Below are 15190 nucleotides of genomic sequence, written 5' to 3'. Positions count from 1 at the left end.
TTTGATTGCATTGGAAAAATTGAATAGGCCGGAACGCGTGGGTGCTCTGCGCGTTTCACAAAACCTTCACACTGGCGAAAGGGTTCATTGATCTCTTCTGCGGCATGTTCCGGACGAAAAAGAACAAGTCACAGTGGAGATCGGCCCACAATGAAGACTGGAATATCTTTGGCTGCCACCGTCGAGCCGGGTGTTCTGCGCCGCTACGCCAGCGATCAGATCGTAACGCTAGCCAAGCTCGTGGTCGAGAACGCCTTCCAACCGATCGTCGAGGCCGGAACCGGCACGGTTTTTGGCTATGAATCCCTCATGCGCGGCCAGGAACGCATCGGCTTCGACACGCCGATGGAAATTCTCGACGAAGCCCACCAGGCTGGCCAGTTGCTGCAATTCGAACAGATGCTCTCCAGCCGCGCGCTTGCCAAATTCGCGACGCTGTCGAATTTCTCGACGTCCACGCTTTTCCTCAATCTCGACGTCCGGCTGATCCCGCACGGCGAGCGCCTTGTCGAAAACCTGCTGCAGCATCTGAGGAAGGCCAATATTCCGCCGTCTTCGGTCTGTTTTGAATTCTCCGAGCGTTTCGACAATACCAGCGTGCCGGAATTTTCTGCCCTTGTTTCCAAGCTGCGCAAGGCCGGTTTCAAGTTGGCGATCGACGATTTCGGCGTCGGCCACGGTGAGATGAAGCTGCTCTGCGATTATGCCGTCGACTACCTCAAGATCGACCGCCACTTCGTCGCAGAGATCGACCGCAGCCCACGCAAGCGCCATCTCCTGAAGAGCATCGTCAACATCGCCCACGTGCTCGGTACGCGCGTCATCGCCGAAGGCATCGAGACCGAGGCCGAGTTCATCGCCTGTCGCGAATATGGGGTCGATCTCGTCCAGGGCTGGTTCATCTCCCGCCCGACGACGCATATATCGGAGTTGGCGCTGTCCTTCCCGCATCTGCAGGAACTCGGCAAGAGCAAGCGGGGCAGCCAGTCGCTCGACGAAATCCTCATCCGCAAGCAGATCGAACTTCTGCCGGCAGTCTACGAGAACGACAGCATCGACAGCGTCTTCGAGCTCTTCCGCCGCAACCCGCGCCAGGCCTTCTTCCCTGTTCTCAACGCCAACAGTGAGCCGCGCGGCATCATCCACGAGCATCACCTGAAGGAATATATCTATCAGCCCTTCGGCCGCGATCTCCTGAAGAACAAGATGTACGAGCGCAGCATCTCGCATTTCGTGGAGATGGCGCCGATCGTCAGCCTCGACAGCGACGCCGAGCAGTTGATGGCGATCTTCGCCAATATGGAAGGCAGCAACTGCCTGATCCTGACCGACAACATGCGTTATGCAGGCGTGGTCTCCGCCGCCTCGCTGATCAAGGTCATCAACGAAAAGCAGTTGAAGACCGCACAGGACCAGAACCCGCTGACCGGTCTGCCCGGCAACCGCGCCATCCGCGATTTCATGCGTCAGTCCGGACGCGATGGCGATGAGGTCCGCCACTTCTGCTATTGCGACTTCGACAATTTCAAGCCTTTCAACGATGCCTACGGCTTCCATCTCGGCGACCACGCGATCTCCCTTTTTGCCGCCCTGATGCGCCGCTATTTCTTCGCCGAGCGTCATTTCCTCGGCCATGTCGGCGGTGACGATTTCTTCATCGGCGTCGTTGGCTGGACCAAGGAGGAATTGACCGAGGTCCTCGACAGGCTGATCAGTGATTTTCACGACGATGTGCTCGATCTCTATTCCGACGAGGACCGCGCCGCCGGTCGCATCCTCGGTCATGACCGCGCCGGCGTAGAAGCGCTGTTTCCGCTGATGCGCTGCTCGATCGGTGTCATCGAACTGCCGGAAGGCCTCGTCATCGACGATATCAATCGGGTGAGCGCCGAAATCGCCATCATCAAGTCGGCCGCCAAGGAGAGCGAGGAAGGTCTCGTCTTCCACCTGCTGGGCGAGGCGAATTGACGCCTTTGCCACTTCCAGCCTTCCCAAGCCTCAGGGGCTGATCTATTTCGGTTGCTTTCGATCAGGGAGGAGCCGGGTCATGTCATTGCCTCAGGAAATGCGTTTCGTCGATCTGCCGTCCTTCGGCGGGCCGGAGGTGATGACGATCGGCAAGCGCCCGCTTCCTGTGGCGGGCGAGGGGCAGGTCCTCGTGCGCGCCGAGGCGATCGGCGTCAACCGTCCCGATATTGCGCAACGCCAAGGCAGCTATCCCGCGCCCAAGGATGCAAGCCCGATCCTCGGCCTGGAACTATCCGGTGAGATCGTCGCGGTCGGTCCTGGTGTCAGTGGCCATGCCGTCGGCGACAAGGTCTGCGGCCTCGCCAATGGCGGCGCCTATGCCGAATATTGCGTTCTGCCAACCGGTCAGATCCTGCCGTTCCCCAAAGGCTATGACGCGGTGAAGGCTGCGGCCCTTCCCGAAACCTTCTTCACCGTCTGGGCCAATCTCTTCCAGATGGCGGGGCTGACGGAGGGGGAGACGGTGCTGATCCACGGCGGTGCGAGCGGCATCGGCACGACGGCGATCCAGCTTGCCCGCGCTTTCGGCGCCGAGGTCTATGCGACGGCAGGCTCGAAGGAGAAATGCCAAGCCTGCGAAAAGCTCGGCGCCAAGCGCGCGATCAATTACCGGACCGAAGACTTCGCCGAGGTGATCAAGGCCGAGACCGGCCGCGGCGTCGACATCATCCTCGACATGATCGGTGCTTCCTATTTCGAGCGCAACATCGCCTCGCTCGCCAAGGACGGCTGCCTGTCGATCATCGCCTTTCTCGGCGGGGCACTTGCCGAAAAGGTCAATCTCTCGCCGATCATGGTCAAGCGCCTGACGGTGACAGGTTCCACCATGCGCCCGCGCACGGCGGAGGAAAAACGCGCCATCCGGGACGACCTCCTCTCAGAGGTCTGGCCGCTGCTGAAGGCCGGCACCATTGCTCCCGTCATCCACAAGGTCTTCGCCTTCGAGCAGGTCGTCGAGGCGCATCGGCTGCTGGAAGACGGCAACCATGTCGGCAAAGTCATGCTGCGCCTTGGCTGAGCGTTAGCGAGGCGCCGATCGCCAGAACACCAGGCAGCGCCATGACGAGATAGAGCCAATGCGCGGCTGATAGCGCACCCGCAATGCCGCCCGGATCGACGAGGCCAGCGCCGTTGGCGATGACGCCGGCGAGTGCTGCGCCGAAAGCGCCGCCGAGCGAGCTCATCGTCGGGATCGCAGAGGAGGCCTTGTCCTGCTCTTTGTCGGCTACGAGCTTCAGGACCATGGCGACGAGATGAGCCCAGCCAAGACCGACGCCAAAACCCATCATTAACATGCAGATCGAGGCGGGCACGACAAGAAGCATATGTCCATCGGGATTATCCCCGGCGAGGAAGATCGCGAGTGAAGCGGTCGCTGCCGTCTCGATGAAAACGCCGGTGACGATTGCCGCATGGGCTCGCTTGCCGCTCAACGAGCTGCTGAGAAAGGCTGCGAACGTCCAGCCAAGGGCGACCAGCGCCACGAGGTAGCCGGAGACGATCGGTGTCACCCCGTGCAGGGTCTGCAGGAAATAGGGGATGAAGACATCGCTGACGAGGACGACCGTCATGGCGAGCATCGTCAGGTAGACGCGTGAGATAGGGCTGGAAAGAGTGACGGCACCTGATGGCAGCAGGCGGTTCCGGCTTCGCCGCTCGATGAGCAGCGCGCCTGATACCGCGACGACCGAGGCCACGACCAGTGCGGCCCTTATGCTGGTCGCCGCGCCGGCCGCGCTGACCATCAGGACGGCGGCAAGAAGCAGTCCGATCTGTGCCACCGGCGTCTTCGCCTGATCGCGGTCGTCCCTGACTTCGGGCAAAAGCCGCGGCGCCAGGACCGCCATCAGCAGGCCGAGCGGCACCAGCACGATGAACGCGTAGCGCCAGCTGCTGCCTGAGGAAAAGAAACCGCCGAGCGTCGGCCCGATGACGGTTGCGATACCCCAGATCGCCGCATAGAGCGTCGAGGCCTTCGGCCACAGCGGCTCGGGATAGACAAAGCGGATGAAGGCGTAGCCAAGGGCGGCAAGCGCGCCCGTCCCAAGCCCCTGCACGGCGCGTCCGATCAGCACCACAGGCATCGACGGTGCGGCTGCGGCGATCAGGCTGCCCACACTGAAGACCAGCGCGACGATGACATAGATGGTGCGAAGTCCAATCCCTCGCGGCCGTATTGCGACGAAGATCGAGCCGAGAATGGCCGCGGCCACGAAAATGCTTGTTACCCAGGAAAACAGGGAAAGCCCGCCGATATCTCGCACGATCGAAGGGGCGATCGTGGCAGTGATGTAACTCTCGACCGCATAAAGCGTGACGCCGCCGCCAAGCATCATCGTTGCCGGCAGGTGCTCGGGCAGGAAGAGCCGGAATACGGAGCTGGCGTTCGGAATGGCTACGGTCTGATCGATGTTGGACATGGAACGATCTCCGATGTTTTCACTGGCGAATGATTATTTTCCAAGTTATAAACTGGAAAATTGCATGCGCCTCGATTAAAACAAGGTGTAGCTTGGAAAATATGCGCCAGTCCCCAGCCAACCGGATCCTGATCCTGATAAAGACCGACGGCCCCCAGCTCGCGGCCGCGATCGGCGATGCGCTCGGCATTTCAGGTGAGGCTGCCCGCCAGCAACTGGCGAAAATGGCCGAGGAAGGGCTGGTGGAGCCGATCACCGTTGCTGCCACGGGCAGGGGCCGGCCGCGCCAGCTCTGGCATCTCACCGCCGCGGGCAACCGTCAGTTTCCCGACGGCCACGCCGAACTGACGGCAAATCTCCTCGGCACGCTCGTCGAACAGCTTGGTCCCGCAGCCCTTGATACCGTGATCTCCGCCCGGGAGGCTGAGACGCTGACGCGCTACCGGCAGGAAATCGGCCATGGCGGCGATCTCGCCTCGCGCATTGAGGCCCTTGCTGCCATCCGCACGCGCGAGGGCTACATGGCCGACAGCTGGAGGCAAGCGGACGGTTCGTTCATGCTGGTCGAAAACCATTGCCCGATCTGCGCAGCCGCTGCCGCCTGCGCCGGCTTCTGCCGCTCCGAACTCGAAACCTTCCGCGCCGTTCTCGATGCCGAGATCGAACGCAGCGAACATATCCTCGCCGGCGCGCGGCGCTGCGCCTACCGCATCACGCCGCATTGAGACGTATCGATGATCCTGCGCTTCAGGCGGGCTGCCGCGCCTGTCGTTTGCTGCCTTCGAGATAGAGCAAGGCTCCGATCGACACGAGGCCTGCGGCAGCGCCGACGAAGGCGGTGCCGGAATAATCGGTGACCGCGGTGCCGAACGCGAAGAGCCCGGCGCTCATGCCGGCTCCGATGAAACTGTTGAGCGAGATCAGCGAGCTTCCGAGCCCCGGCCGATCCGCGATCAGGTCCTGCAGATAAGTGATCGGCACGCTGAGGATCGCGGCTACCCCACAAGCATTGACGAGGAGCAGCGCATAGACGTGCCAGCGCGCGGAAGCAAATCCGAGCAGCAGCAGATAGGCGCAATAGATCAGCGAACCGAAGGCAAGCACATGCACGGTGCGGAAGCGGCGCTGCGCCAAACCCCACATCATCATAAACGGCATTTCGAGAAAGGCCGTCAGCCCGGCCATGAAGCCCACATCGACCACGGTGCCGCCGGCGGCATGGGTGATGATCAGCGGCGAAAGCATGCCGTTCAGCCGCTGCAGCCCGATGAGCATCGACATAACGAGGACGCGCGCCAGCACATAGGGCACGAAGATCCGTTTCAACGAAGAAAGGAAACCAGCCTGATCCGGGGCTGGACCGGCAGTGCCATTTCGAGGCGCGAAGAAAAAATACAGGCAGAAGCAGGTGCAACTCGCCATCGCCGCGATCCCATAGGCCGGCGTCATCGACGGTGAATTGACGAGATAGAGGCCGATCAACCCCGGCGCCAGCGCCCACGAGCCGGAATAGAGCGCCCGCACCATCGCGGTGATTGCCGCCCCCCGGCCGCGGTCCATCTGGTTGGTCCTGGCGCGCAGGCTGGCGAAAAGCAGCGAATAGGTGGAATTGCTCATCGGCACCAGCAACAGCGTCGAGACGATGAAGACCGCAGGGCTGTGAAGGATCGCGATCGATCCGAAGCCGAAAATGCCGGCGACGGAAAGCGCCAGCACCAGCGGTCGCCGCTCCTTCAGCCTATCCGACCAGATACCGAGCGTCAGGCTCGTCGTAACGTTGACGATCGCCGAGAAGAAGACCAGGGCGGAATAGGCGCCGTTGCTCATGCCCAGTTCGTTGATCCCGATGATCGACTGGTACGGGACCGTTGAAGCATAGGTGAAGGCAAGCGCGACGAGTGTCGCCGCTGGAATGCGGATGCCGTTGTCGCGAAGGATCAAGGAAAAGGTGGATGGCATGGAGAGGTTCCTGATGCACCACTCTTAGCCGCATCGGACATAGCAGAGAAACGATAGTTTTCGATCGCTTCGGTCAATTCCTGTGATGGATGTTTGGGCGATGTGATGACGGCCGGCAGACCCGAGCAAAGCGTGAAGACCGTTGGCTTTCGGCACCTGACGCGGTATGCCTGCGCATCCCGCCAGCATCCGGATGAGAGCCCATGACCAATCCCGTCACCGTCGAAGTCACACGCGGCCTGCTCGTCGAAAGTCGCCATCGCGGCGCGGTGGCCGTTGTCGATGGCGATGGCAAGCTCGTCTTCTCGGCTGGAGACATCGAGGCTGTCGTTTTCCCACGCTCGTCCTGCAAGGCGATGCAGGCGCTGCCGCTGGTCGAAAGCGGCGCTGCCGACGCCTATGGCTTCGGCGACAAGGAACTGGCGCTTGCCTGCGCCTCGCACAATGGCGAAGACGAGCATGTGGCGCTCGCTGCTTCCATGCTCGCGCGTGCCGGCCGCGGTGCCGAAGCGCTGGAATGCGGCGCCCATTGGTCCACGAACCAGAAAACCCTGATCCATCAGGCCCGCACGCTCGACGCGCCGACTGCGCTTCACAACAATTGCTCGGGAAAACATGCCGGCTTCATCTGCGCCTGCTGTCATCGGGGCCTCGATCCGAAGGGTTATGTCGGCTATGAGCATCCTTTGCAGGTCGAGATTCGCGCGGCGATGGAAAGCCTGACCGGCGCCGTGCTTGGGGCCGAGAGCTGCGGCACCGACGGCTGCTCGATTCCGACATATGCTGTGCCTTTGCGCGGCCTTGCCCACGGTTTTGCAAAAATGGCAACTGGCAACGGCCTGGAGCCGCTTCGCGCCAAGGCATCCCGCCGCCTGATCGAAGCCTGCATGGCCGAGCCTTTCTATGTCGCGGGCTCTGGCCGCGCCTGCACCGTACTGATGCAGATCGCTCCCGGCCGCATCTTCGTCAAGACGGGCGCCGAAGGCGTCTTCTGCGCCGCGATCCCGGAAAAGGGCATCGCCATCGCGCTCAAATGCGAGGATGGCACGACCCGCGCCGCCGAAGCCATGGTGGCGGCAACGCTCGCCCGCTTCTTCGAGACGGAAGAAAAGGTCCATGTAGCCTTGATGGCCTTTGCCACGACTTCGATGCGCAATTGGAACGGCATCCATGTCGGCGATGTCAGGGTCACTTCCGCCTTGACCGCATGAGTGCGCGAAGCGCGTATATAAGTTATAAAAAAATAAGAATTGCATAATATAAAGAGATGCGCCCTGTGGTCGGACGTGCGCGTATCGACGCGGAGGCGAGAGCGTTCCCTGGAAGCCGTAGGGGCAGGGCATGTTTGCAGGCCGCTATCTCTGGTGGGTGCTGATCGGTATCGGCATCTTCATCTTCGCAGCACTGGGGCTCGACCCCATAACCTGGCTCACAATTCAGCTGTTAGGCTGCGAGGAGATGGCCGGCGCCTGTGAGCCGACCATTCGGCTGATATCGGGCATGCTCAAGCCCGGCTGCATCTGGATCGCCATCGGCGTGCTCTTCGTGGCCACCCTGGTTCGGCTTCACTATCTGTCGCTGCTCTGGTTCTGGGGACCGGTCGCAGCCATCTGGTTCGTCGCCGCCACGCCGTTCCTCCTCTTTATCTCAGCAGATATGGCGGCGGCGTGGCCGGTCGTTCTTGCGATGCTGCCCGTCGCGCTCCTGTTCCTGGCCACTTTCATCGCCTATCTCATGGTTCCATTCGAGGATGCCGACACGCACCCGCTTGAAGCGTCGGCCACGCTTCGACTCGCGGCCCGTCTGGCGGCAATCTATAGTGTGCTTGCCGCGGCAGCCTTCATGCCGGCCCTGTCTCGATCGGCCGGAGCTCTGCTCGACATGCCGGCCCTTTCCGTTGTGGTCGCGCTAGCGCAGCCGTATCTGCAGACGATGCTGATCTTCGGAACCGACAGCATGGCGCCGGCCTATGCCGTGCTGGTGCTGTTCATTGCGACCCTCGCTGCAAGCCTTCTGCCGCAGGCCGCCGCGCGTCCGCCGGCCCGAAGCACCATCATGCTGCGGCGATTGCGCCGTTGAGATCGCGATAGGGCTTCAGCCGTTCGGCCGTCATCTCCGCTGGCACGATCAGTCCCGCCGCGTCGGAAATGCCAAGCACCGGGCAGGGCGAGACGAGATCGAATTTCTCTTCCGTCAGCAGGACATGCGTTTCGGCCGCGCAGCTGGCGATATGCCGTTTGATTGCCGCTTCCTCGAAATCGCCGGTGGAAAGCCCATGCACTGGATGGGCCGCCGTGACGCCGAGGAAGAAGAGATCGGGGCGTAGCTGCGAGATCGCCGCCATCGCCGCTGCCCCTGTCGCCACCATCGAATGTTTGTAGAGACGCCCGCCGGTGAGGATCACCTCTGCCGTCGGGTGGTGTTCCAGCTCCGCGGCGATCGTCGGACTATGGGTCGCGACCGTCAGCGGCATATCGCGCGGCAGGTGCCTGGCGATCTCCGCCGTCGTCGTGCCGCCATCGAGGAAGATCATCTGCCCAGGCTTGATCATTGCCGCTGCCTTCGCCCCCAGCCGCACCTTGATCTCCGACGAAACACTGCGCCGCGTGGTGAAATCCGGCAGGTCGGGCGCCAGTGGCATCGCACCGCCATGCACCCGTTTCAACAGGCCCTCCGCCGCCATTTCCCGGAGGTCACGCCGGATCGTGTCCTCCGAAAGTGCGAATTCCTCGGCGACGCGCTTGGCGATGACTTGGCCATCGCGGCGCAGGATGTCGAGAATGAGGCTCTTGCGTTGTGTCGTCAGCATCGTCTCTCTGCATGGAAGTGAACGAAATATCTTGAATATGCACGAATTGACTCGACATTCAAGAAATATCGTGCATTTTCACGAAATCCCGTGCATGAGGCCGGGAGTGCTCACGCCTGAGGCGGAGCGAAGGAGTGGATCATGTTGATTTTGATTGCCGGCCCTTATCGGTCCGGAACGGGCGACGACCCGGAGAAAATGACCGCCAACCTGAAGCGCCTCGAGGAACCCTCGCATGCGCTGTTTGCAGCCGGTCACGTGCCGATGATCGGTGAGTGGGTGGCGCTGCCGATCTGGCACGCCGCTGGCGGCAGGTCAGTCGGCGACGCGCTCTACGAAGAAATCTTCCACCCGGTCGCCGGTCGGCTGCTGCAGCTCTGCGAGGGCGTGCTGCGCCTGCCCGGCGATTCCAAGGGTGCCGACAATGATGTGCGCATCGCCAGGGAGCGCGGCATCCCGGTCTGGTGCCGGCTGGAAGACGTACCGGGTTGCGGGTGAGGTGCGGTGGAGGGGCCGGAAATTGCCGGCTCCTCCCGATCTTGCCGGTTCCGACGCGCAGACCCCTGCGCTATAACCCTTGCCGAAAGGGAGTCGAGAACCATGCTGACATTGTATTACGCGCCCGGAACCTGCGCGCTCGCAAGCCTCATTGCCTTGGAAGAATCCGGCCTGGCCTTCGAAACGAAGAAGATCAGTCTTCGTGACGGCGAGCAGCGGTCGCCTGATTATCTGAAGATCAACCCGAAGGGCCGGGTGCCAGCGCTTGTGACCGATCGCGGCGTGCTGACGGAAACGCCGGCGATCCTGGCTTACATCGCCCAAAGCGCGCCGGCCGCAAAACTCGCGCCGCTCGACGATGCCTTTGAATTTGCCAGGCTCCAGTCCTTCAACAGCTACATCTGCTCGACCGTGCATGTGAACCATGCCCACCGCCCGCGCGGTTCCCGGTGGGCCGACGATGCGGCCGCAATAGAGGCGATGAAGGCCAAGGTACCGCAAAACATGGCAGATTGCTTCACGTTGATCGAGCAGTCGATGTTCGAAGGCCCCTGGGTAATGGGCGAAACCTATTCGATCGCCGATCCTTATCTTTTCGTCATGACAAGCTGGCTGCCGTCGGACGGTGTCGATCCCGCCCGCTTCGAAAAGGCGAGCGACCATCACGCCCGCATGCTGCAGCGTTCCGCTGTCCAGCGGGCGCTTGCCTACGATCAGGTCTGATAAGTGCCGGCAAGCTTCTTCGGCGCCCGGAACCGCCAGGCGCCGGTCAGCCGCAACCGTAATTCCTCGTCGCCAATCAGGGCGACGCGCACCGGCAGATACGGCCAGCCGACATAATGGGCGGTCTGGAAATAGATATCAGGCGCCATTTCGAGCAGATGCTCCTTGTCGTCGAGCGCGATCGAGATCACGATCGTCTCGGCGTTCTTTACCGCAACGAAGCTCTTGCCGCCGACCTTCAGTGCCGGATTGCCGTAGGAAGTGCTCTCCTCGACGCCGGGCAGGCCGGCTTCCGCCGCCAGCCGCTTCAGGCGCTCGAAGATCGCATCGACGTCGTCGGCCATTGCTTCGCCCTTCTTCTCGGGCAAAAGCCTAGCACGTTTTTACGCGCATTTCGCCAGCGGCGGTTTGGTCTCGGCATGAAAGCCCACCTGCCGTCCGAGCGGCAGATCGGCGATTTCGCGCATCGACATGCGCTCGACCTCGGGATGCCGCAGCGGATCCTCCTTCCAGAGATCACCCGCAATGTCTGCGTCAGTCAAGTTATGGGCGGTCCTCAAGAAAAACTTCAGCAATGACATGGCATGCCTCGCTTTCTTCACTACAAATTTGCTTGCTCAACGGCTGATGTCGCCGAGCCTCTCATGCTGCAATATCGGCGCCCACGGTCAGGTTTTCAATTGAGATTGACGCGGTCATGCTATAGAAAAACTATATGAGAAACCTGAATTCCGTCCATCTCAACGGCCTGCGCGCGCTCGAAGCCGTCGGGCGTCTCGGCTCGCTCCAGGCAGCGGCCGACGAACTCGGCGTCTCGGTCGGCGCCGTCAGTCAGCAGGTCATCAAGGCGGAGGCCCAGCTCGGTCAGGTGATCTTCGAGCGCACTGCCAGGGGAATGATCGTGACCGAAGCCGGTCGGCCGGTGCTTTTTGCGCTTGCCGAGGGGTTCGCCCGTCTTTCGGCCGCGGTATCGATCGCGAGCCGCAAGGACGATGCGATCCTGACCATCTCGGTCGCCCCTGTTTTCGCCGCCCGCTGGCTCGTCTGCCGTCTCGATCGCTTCGCCGAGCGTCATCCCGACATCAAGCTGCGGCTGGATGCGACGACCAACCTCGTCAATCCGGCCCTTTGCGATGTCGATATCGGCATCCGCGTCGGCGCCGGCACATGGCCTGACGTGAAGGCTGAACTGTTGCTGGAGCAGGAGGTCTTTCCGGTCTGCTCCCCAGACATGGCGGCGAAATTGAAGGGACCTGCCGATCTCCTCGAACTGCCTGCCATCATCGATGGCAATGCCATGTTCACCTGGGAGGTCTGGATGCGCGAGGCCGGACTTTCAGGCGCAACCCTCGCCACGCGCCACGTCTTCAACGACGCCTCGCTCTGCCTCGATGCGGCGATTGCAGGCCAAGGCGTCATGCTGGCTTGGCAGACCCTTGCCGGCTTTTCGCTCGCCGAAGGCCGTCTGGTGGCGCCCTTCGGCATTCGCGCCAAGACCGGCTTCGGCCATTACTTCGTCACGGCCGCAGGCACGCGCGAGCCGAAGAAGGTCAAGGATTTTAAAGCCTGGATCCGTGAGGAAATGGCCGGTACCCTCGCGCTTTTCCGCTAGCGCGGGGAGGCTGCATCAAAGCATGATCACGCGCCACCATTGCCCTTCTTGCGGCCGCGGGGCTGAAATTCGACGAGCAGTGACTTGAGTTCGATCTCGCGAATGCGTCGCGCCGCTTCATCAGGGCTCACCCATTCGAGAACACGCTGGCCCTGCTCCTTGAAGTCACCCCTGATCTCCGTGACTTCAACCTGAAACACGTCGACAATGCAGGGCGCCACGTCGCCATTCTCGAGTTCTTTCAGATAGGTGTAGTAGCCGACCGGCTTCTTCCTCACCGCCCCGCGCACGCCCGCCTCCTCCCACGCCTCGATCGCCGCAGCTTCGAAGGGTTTCTTCCCTTTCATCGGCCACCCTTTCGGGATGATCCAGCGTCCGCTCTCGCGTGATGTAACCACAAGGATTTCGACCTGGGGTCCGCCATTGCTGTAGCGGAAGCAAAGAGCGCCGTACTGTTGACGGAATGCACCGGAGAACAGCTTGGCGGGAACGGTCGCAAGCTGCCGAAGCAATGTCTGGGACTTGTCTGGTCGGGGCTCCGGGCTTTTTTTCGTAGACTTCATAGTGATTGGCTTGTCGAATTTGCTTGTTGCTTCAATTGCCTGAGCGTGTTTATGACAGATTTATGACAGTTAGCCACGCTGAAGGGTCCGTTGGCATGATGAGTATTTTTCGCAAGCTGATGCCACGGGAGGACAGGTTCTTTGAAATGTTTTCCAAGCACTCCAAGACTGTGGTTGCCGCAGCGCACGCCCTTGACCAACTCCTGAAAGGCAATGACGTCCAGAAAAACTGCGAACGTATCGTCACATTGGAAGACGAGGCCGATGATGTGACGCGCGAGGTTCTTCTTGCCGTTCGGCGAAGCTTCATCACGCCCTTCGACCGCGGCGACATCAAGGATCTCATTCAGTCAATGGATGATGCGATCGACATGATGCATAAGACAGTCAAGACGATCCGCCTGTTCGAGCAAGTGAGCTTCGATCCGCTCATGCAGCAGATGGGCGGCGAAATCGTCAAGGCAGCGAACCTCATCGCGGAAGCGATCCCTCTCCTCGACAGATTGGGCGCCAATGCGCATCGTCTTGCGGCCATCGCGGAGGAAGTCACCCGGGTGGAGGGACGTTCCGACGAACTCCACGACCAGGGCCTGAAGGATCTGTTTTTACGTCATGGTGCCAGCGGCAATGCGATGGCCTACATGATCGGAAGTCAACTCTACGGAGAGCTGGAGAAAGTCGTCGACCGCTTCGAGGACGTCGCCAACGAAATCAGCGGCATTCTCATCGAGAACGTCTGATGGAAGCCTCCCTCGCTCTGCCGCTGCTCGTCGGCCTGGTTGTTGTCGCCCTGTTCTTTGACTTTCTCAATGGCCTGCATGATGCGGCCAATTCCATTGCGACGATCGTGTCGACCCGCGTCCTGCGGCCGCAATATGCGGTCGTCTGGGCGGCATTCTTCAATTTCATCGCATTTCTATTCTTCGGCCTGCATGTGGCCGAGACGCTGGGGACCGGCATCATCGATCCTGCGATCGTTTCGCCCCAAGTGATCTTTGCCGCACTCATGGGCGCTATCATCTGGAATATTCTCACCTGGATTTTCGGGATTCCATCCAGCTCGTCACATGCACTTGTCGGCGGGCTGGTGGGCGCCGGTTTGGCAAAGGTGGGCTTCAGCTCGATCGTCTGGAGTGGTCTCCTGAAGACTGTCGGCGCCATTTTCCTTTCTCCGGCCATCGGCTTCCTGCTTGCTCTGGTATTGGTGCTCGTCGTCTCCTGGTCCTTCGTCCGGCAAACGCCGTTTGCGGTGGATCAGACATTTCGCATCATGCAGTTTGTGTCCGCCTCGCTCTATTCGCTAGGCCACGGCGGAAACGATGCGCAGAAGACGATGGGCATCATCGCAGTGCTTTTGTTCAGCCAGGGATATCTCGGCTCGACATTCTATGTGCCTTTCTGGGTGGTCCTTTCCTGCCAGTCGGCAATGGCTCTCGGCACGCTGTTTGGCGGATGGCGGATCGTTCATACCATGGGGTCGAAGATCACTCGACTCAACCCCATGCAAGGATTCTGCGCCGAGACGGGCGGAGCATTGACACTATTCGCGGCGACTTGGCTCGGTATTCCCGTCTCGACGACCCATACCATCACCGGAGCAATCGTCGGAGTGGGCGCAGCCCGGCGCATTTCAGCCGTGCGCTGGGGATTAGCCGGCAACATCGTGATCGCCTGGATCGTAACGATGCCGGCGGCAGCAGTGATATCCGCGACGTTCTACGGCCTTGCATCTCTGCTGCAATAGAATCGGGTAAGGAGGCAGGGGTTTTTCGGCACCATGCTCTAACCCTCAGACCTCGATCGGCTCCTTGCTGCGTGTTGCCTGCATTGCCTTGTAGGCCGGGCGGGACTGGCAGCGTTCGATCCAGGCCTTGATGTTCGGATGCGCTTGGAAAAGCGCGTCCTCGCTCTGGGCGTAGCGCAGCACCTCCGCGAGGTTGAGATCGGCAACGGTCAAGCGGTCACCGACGATCCATTGCCGGCCGGCAAGGTGGCTCTCGAGGACCGCGAGCGGCCTGCGCAGCGAGCGGCAGGCGACCGCGATCGTTTGTTTGCCGTCTTCGCTGTTTTCAAGCCCGTTGTCATAGGTCAGAACGATTTTTACCGTATGGGGCTCGACCTCTGCAGCCGCCCAGACTGTCCACATCGTCAACAAACCGTCTTCTTCGACGGTTTTTCCGGAAAGCGGCCCTCCATATTTGCGTGCAAGGTAGAGATTGATCGCCAGCGACTCGTGCATGACGAGGTCGCCGTCCTTGATGCTGGGAATCTGCCCCATCGGATTGACGGCAATGAAATCCGGTGAGTGCGTGTTGAGCAGTGCATCCGGCGCCAGTGGATTTGCAAGCCGCCTTGCCTGCAGCACCGGCACCGACTGGAATTCGAGCCCAAGCTCCTCCGCCATCCAGTAGACGCGTGATGCGCGCGATCGATAGACTCCGTAGATTGTCAGCATGGACGTATCCCCTTAATGTGTCGGAGAGACCGTAAACGCCGGATCGCGCTCGGAAAAGTCCTTGCCGCTGATGGTACGATGAAAGCTTTTGATGCAAGCAACTCCAGCAAAAGTGCGCGACGG

The 15190-nt window shown here is 61.1% G+C and carries 16 protein-coding genes and 1 pseudogene; 10 read left to right on the top strand and 7 right to left on the bottom strand.

The window, feature by feature from the left end; translation table 11 throughout:
* The first annotated feature begins 104 nt into the window (after positions 1–104).
* Together EFB14_RS14625 and EFB14_RS14620 are read left to right on the top strand one after the other, a co-directional pair.
* A pseudogene (locus EFB14_RS14625) lies at positions 105–1968 on the top strand (GGDEF domain-containing protein).
* Positions 1969–2047: 79 nt separating this feature from the next.
* Positions 2048–3046, top strand: a complete 999-nt coding sequence (locus tag EFB14_RS14620) for an NAD(P)H-quinone oxidoreductase (RefSeq protein WP_125846358.1) — start codon at positions 2048–2050, stop codon at positions 3044–3046.
* On the opposite strand, the gene EFB14_RS14615 is transcribed toward EFB14_RS14620, so the two are convergent.
* Positions 3027–4448, bottom strand: a complete 1422-nt coding sequence (locus tag EFB14_RS14615; protein ID WP_126826340.1) for an MFS transporter — start codon at positions 4446–4448, stop codon at positions 3027–3029. The genes EFB14_RS14620 and EFB14_RS14615 overlap by 20 nt on opposite strands.
* 101 nt (positions 4449–4549) lie before the next feature.
* Between EFB14_RS14615 and EFB14_RS14610 the strand changes: the two genes are divergently transcribed.
* Entirely contained in the window at positions 4550–5173 is a 624-nt protein-coding gene (locus tag EFB14_RS14610) for a helix-turn-helix transcriptional regulator (protein WP_126826337.1), read from the top strand.
* A 22-nt stretch (positions 5174–5195) separates the two neighbouring features.
* Here EFB14_RS14610 and EFB14_RS14605 read toward each other — a convergent pair whose 3' ends face one another.
* A complete protein-coding gene (locus tag EFB14_RS14605; protein WP_125846355.1) occupies positions 5196–6407 on the bottom strand; it encodes an MFS transporter in 1212 nt (403 codons plus the stop codon).
* A 203-nt stretch (positions 6408–6610) separates the two neighbouring features.
* Between EFB14_RS14605 and EFB14_RS14600 the strand changes: the two genes are divergently transcribed.
* A complete protein-coding gene (locus EFB14_RS14600) occupies positions 6611–7618 on the top strand; it encodes an asparaginase (protein WP_126826334.1) in 1008 nt (335 codons plus the stop codon).
* Between the two features lie 130 nt (positions 7619–7748).
* On the top strand, positions 7749–8486 hold the full coding sequence (locus EFB14_RS14595) for a hypothetical protein (protein ID WP_126826330.1): 738 nt from the start codon (positions 7749–7751) through the stop codon (positions 8484–8486).
* On the opposite strand, the gene EFB14_RS14590 is transcribed toward EFB14_RS14595, so the two are convergent.
* Positions 8461–9216: a DeoR/GlpR family DNA-binding transcription regulator gene (locus EFB14_RS14590; protein WP_126826327.1), complete on the bottom strand. Its 756-nt coding sequence runs from the start codon at positions 9214–9216 to the stop codon at positions 8461–8463. The two genes, EFB14_RS14595 and EFB14_RS14590, sit on opposite strands and share 26 nt — an antisense overlap.
* A gap of 141 nt (positions 9217–9357) precedes the next feature.
* Between EFB14_RS14590 and EFB14_RS14585 the strand changes: the two genes are divergently transcribed.
* Positions 9358–9714 (top strand): DUF4406 domain-containing protein, encoded by a 357-nt coding sequence (locus EFB14_RS14585; RefSeq protein WP_125846351.1) that lies wholly within the window; start codon positions 9358–9360, stop codon positions 9712–9714.
* A 102-nt stretch (positions 9715–9816) separates the two neighbouring features.
* Positions 9817–10437 (top strand): glutathione S-transferase family protein, encoded by a 621-nt coding sequence (locus tag EFB14_RS14580; protein ID WP_125846350.1) that lies wholly within the window; start codon positions 9817–9819, stop codon positions 10435–10437.
* On the opposite strand, the gene EFB14_RS14575 is transcribed toward EFB14_RS14580, so the two are convergent.
* Both EFB14_RS14575 and EFB14_RS14570 read right to left on the bottom strand, forming a co-directional pair.
* Positions 10428–10781: an MmcQ/YjbR family DNA-binding protein gene (locus tag EFB14_RS14575; RefSeq protein ID WP_126826324.1), complete on the bottom strand. Its 354-nt coding sequence runs from the start codon at positions 10779–10781 to the stop codon at positions 10428–10430. The genes EFB14_RS14580 and EFB14_RS14575 overlap by 10 nt on opposite strands.
* A 39-nt stretch (positions 10782–10820) precedes the next feature.
* Positions 10821–11018 (bottom strand): hypothetical protein, encoded by a 198-nt coding sequence (locus EFB14_RS14570; protein WP_125846348.1) that lies wholly within the window; start codon positions 11016–11018, stop codon positions 10821–10823.
* Positions 11019–11152: 134 nt separating this feature from the next.
* On the opposite strand from EFB14_RS14570, the gene EFB14_RS14565 reads away from it, so the two are divergent.
* Positions 11153–12049, top strand: coding sequence for a LysR substrate-binding domain-containing protein (locus EFB14_RS14565; RefSeq protein ID WP_126826321.1), 897 nt, complete (start codon positions 11153–11155; stop codon positions 12047–12049).
* Positions 12050–12075: 26 nt separating this feature from the next.
* On the opposite strand, the gene EFB14_RS14560 is transcribed toward EFB14_RS14565, so the two are convergent.
* Positions 12076–12612, bottom strand: coding sequence for an NUDIX hydrolase (locus tag EFB14_RS14560; protein WP_126826317.1), 537 nt, complete (start codon positions 12610–12612; stop codon positions 12076–12078).
* Between the two features lie 95 nt (positions 12613–12707).
* Here EFB14_RS14560 and EFB14_RS14555 point away from each other — a divergent pair, with 95 nt between their 5' ends.
* Both EFB14_RS14555 and EFB14_RS14550 read left to right on the top strand, forming a co-directional pair.
* Positions 12708–13352, top strand: a complete 645-nt coding sequence (locus EFB14_RS14555) for a DUF47 domain-containing protein (RefSeq protein ID WP_125846383.1) — start codon at positions 12708–12710, stop codon at positions 13350–13352.
* Complete coding sequence (locus EFB14_RS14550; protein WP_126826314.1) at positions 13352–14356, top strand: inorganic phosphate transporter; 1005 nt, start codon at positions 13352–13354, stop codon at positions 14354–14356. Before EFB14_RS14555 ends, EFB14_RS14550 begins: the two co-directional genes overlap by 1 nt.
* Before the next feature lie 45 nt (positions 14357–14401).
* Here the strand turns inward: EFB14_RS14550 and EFB14_RS14545 are convergent, their stop codons facing one another.
* Complete coding sequence (locus EFB14_RS14545; protein ID WP_125846344.1) at positions 14402–15067, bottom strand: glutathione S-transferase family protein; 666 nt, start codon at positions 15065–15067, stop codon at positions 14402–14404.
* Positions 15068–15190: the final 123 nt, after the last annotated feature.

The sequence above is a fragment of the Rhizobium fabae genome (assembly GCF_003985135.1).
Taxonomy (GTDB): domain Bacteria; phylum Pseudomonadota; class Alphaproteobacteria; order Rhizobiales; family Rhizobiaceae; genus Rhizobium; species Rhizobium pisi.
Note: the sequence above shows the minus strand (reverse complement) of the source record. Positions and strands in the feature narration are given on the sequence as shown.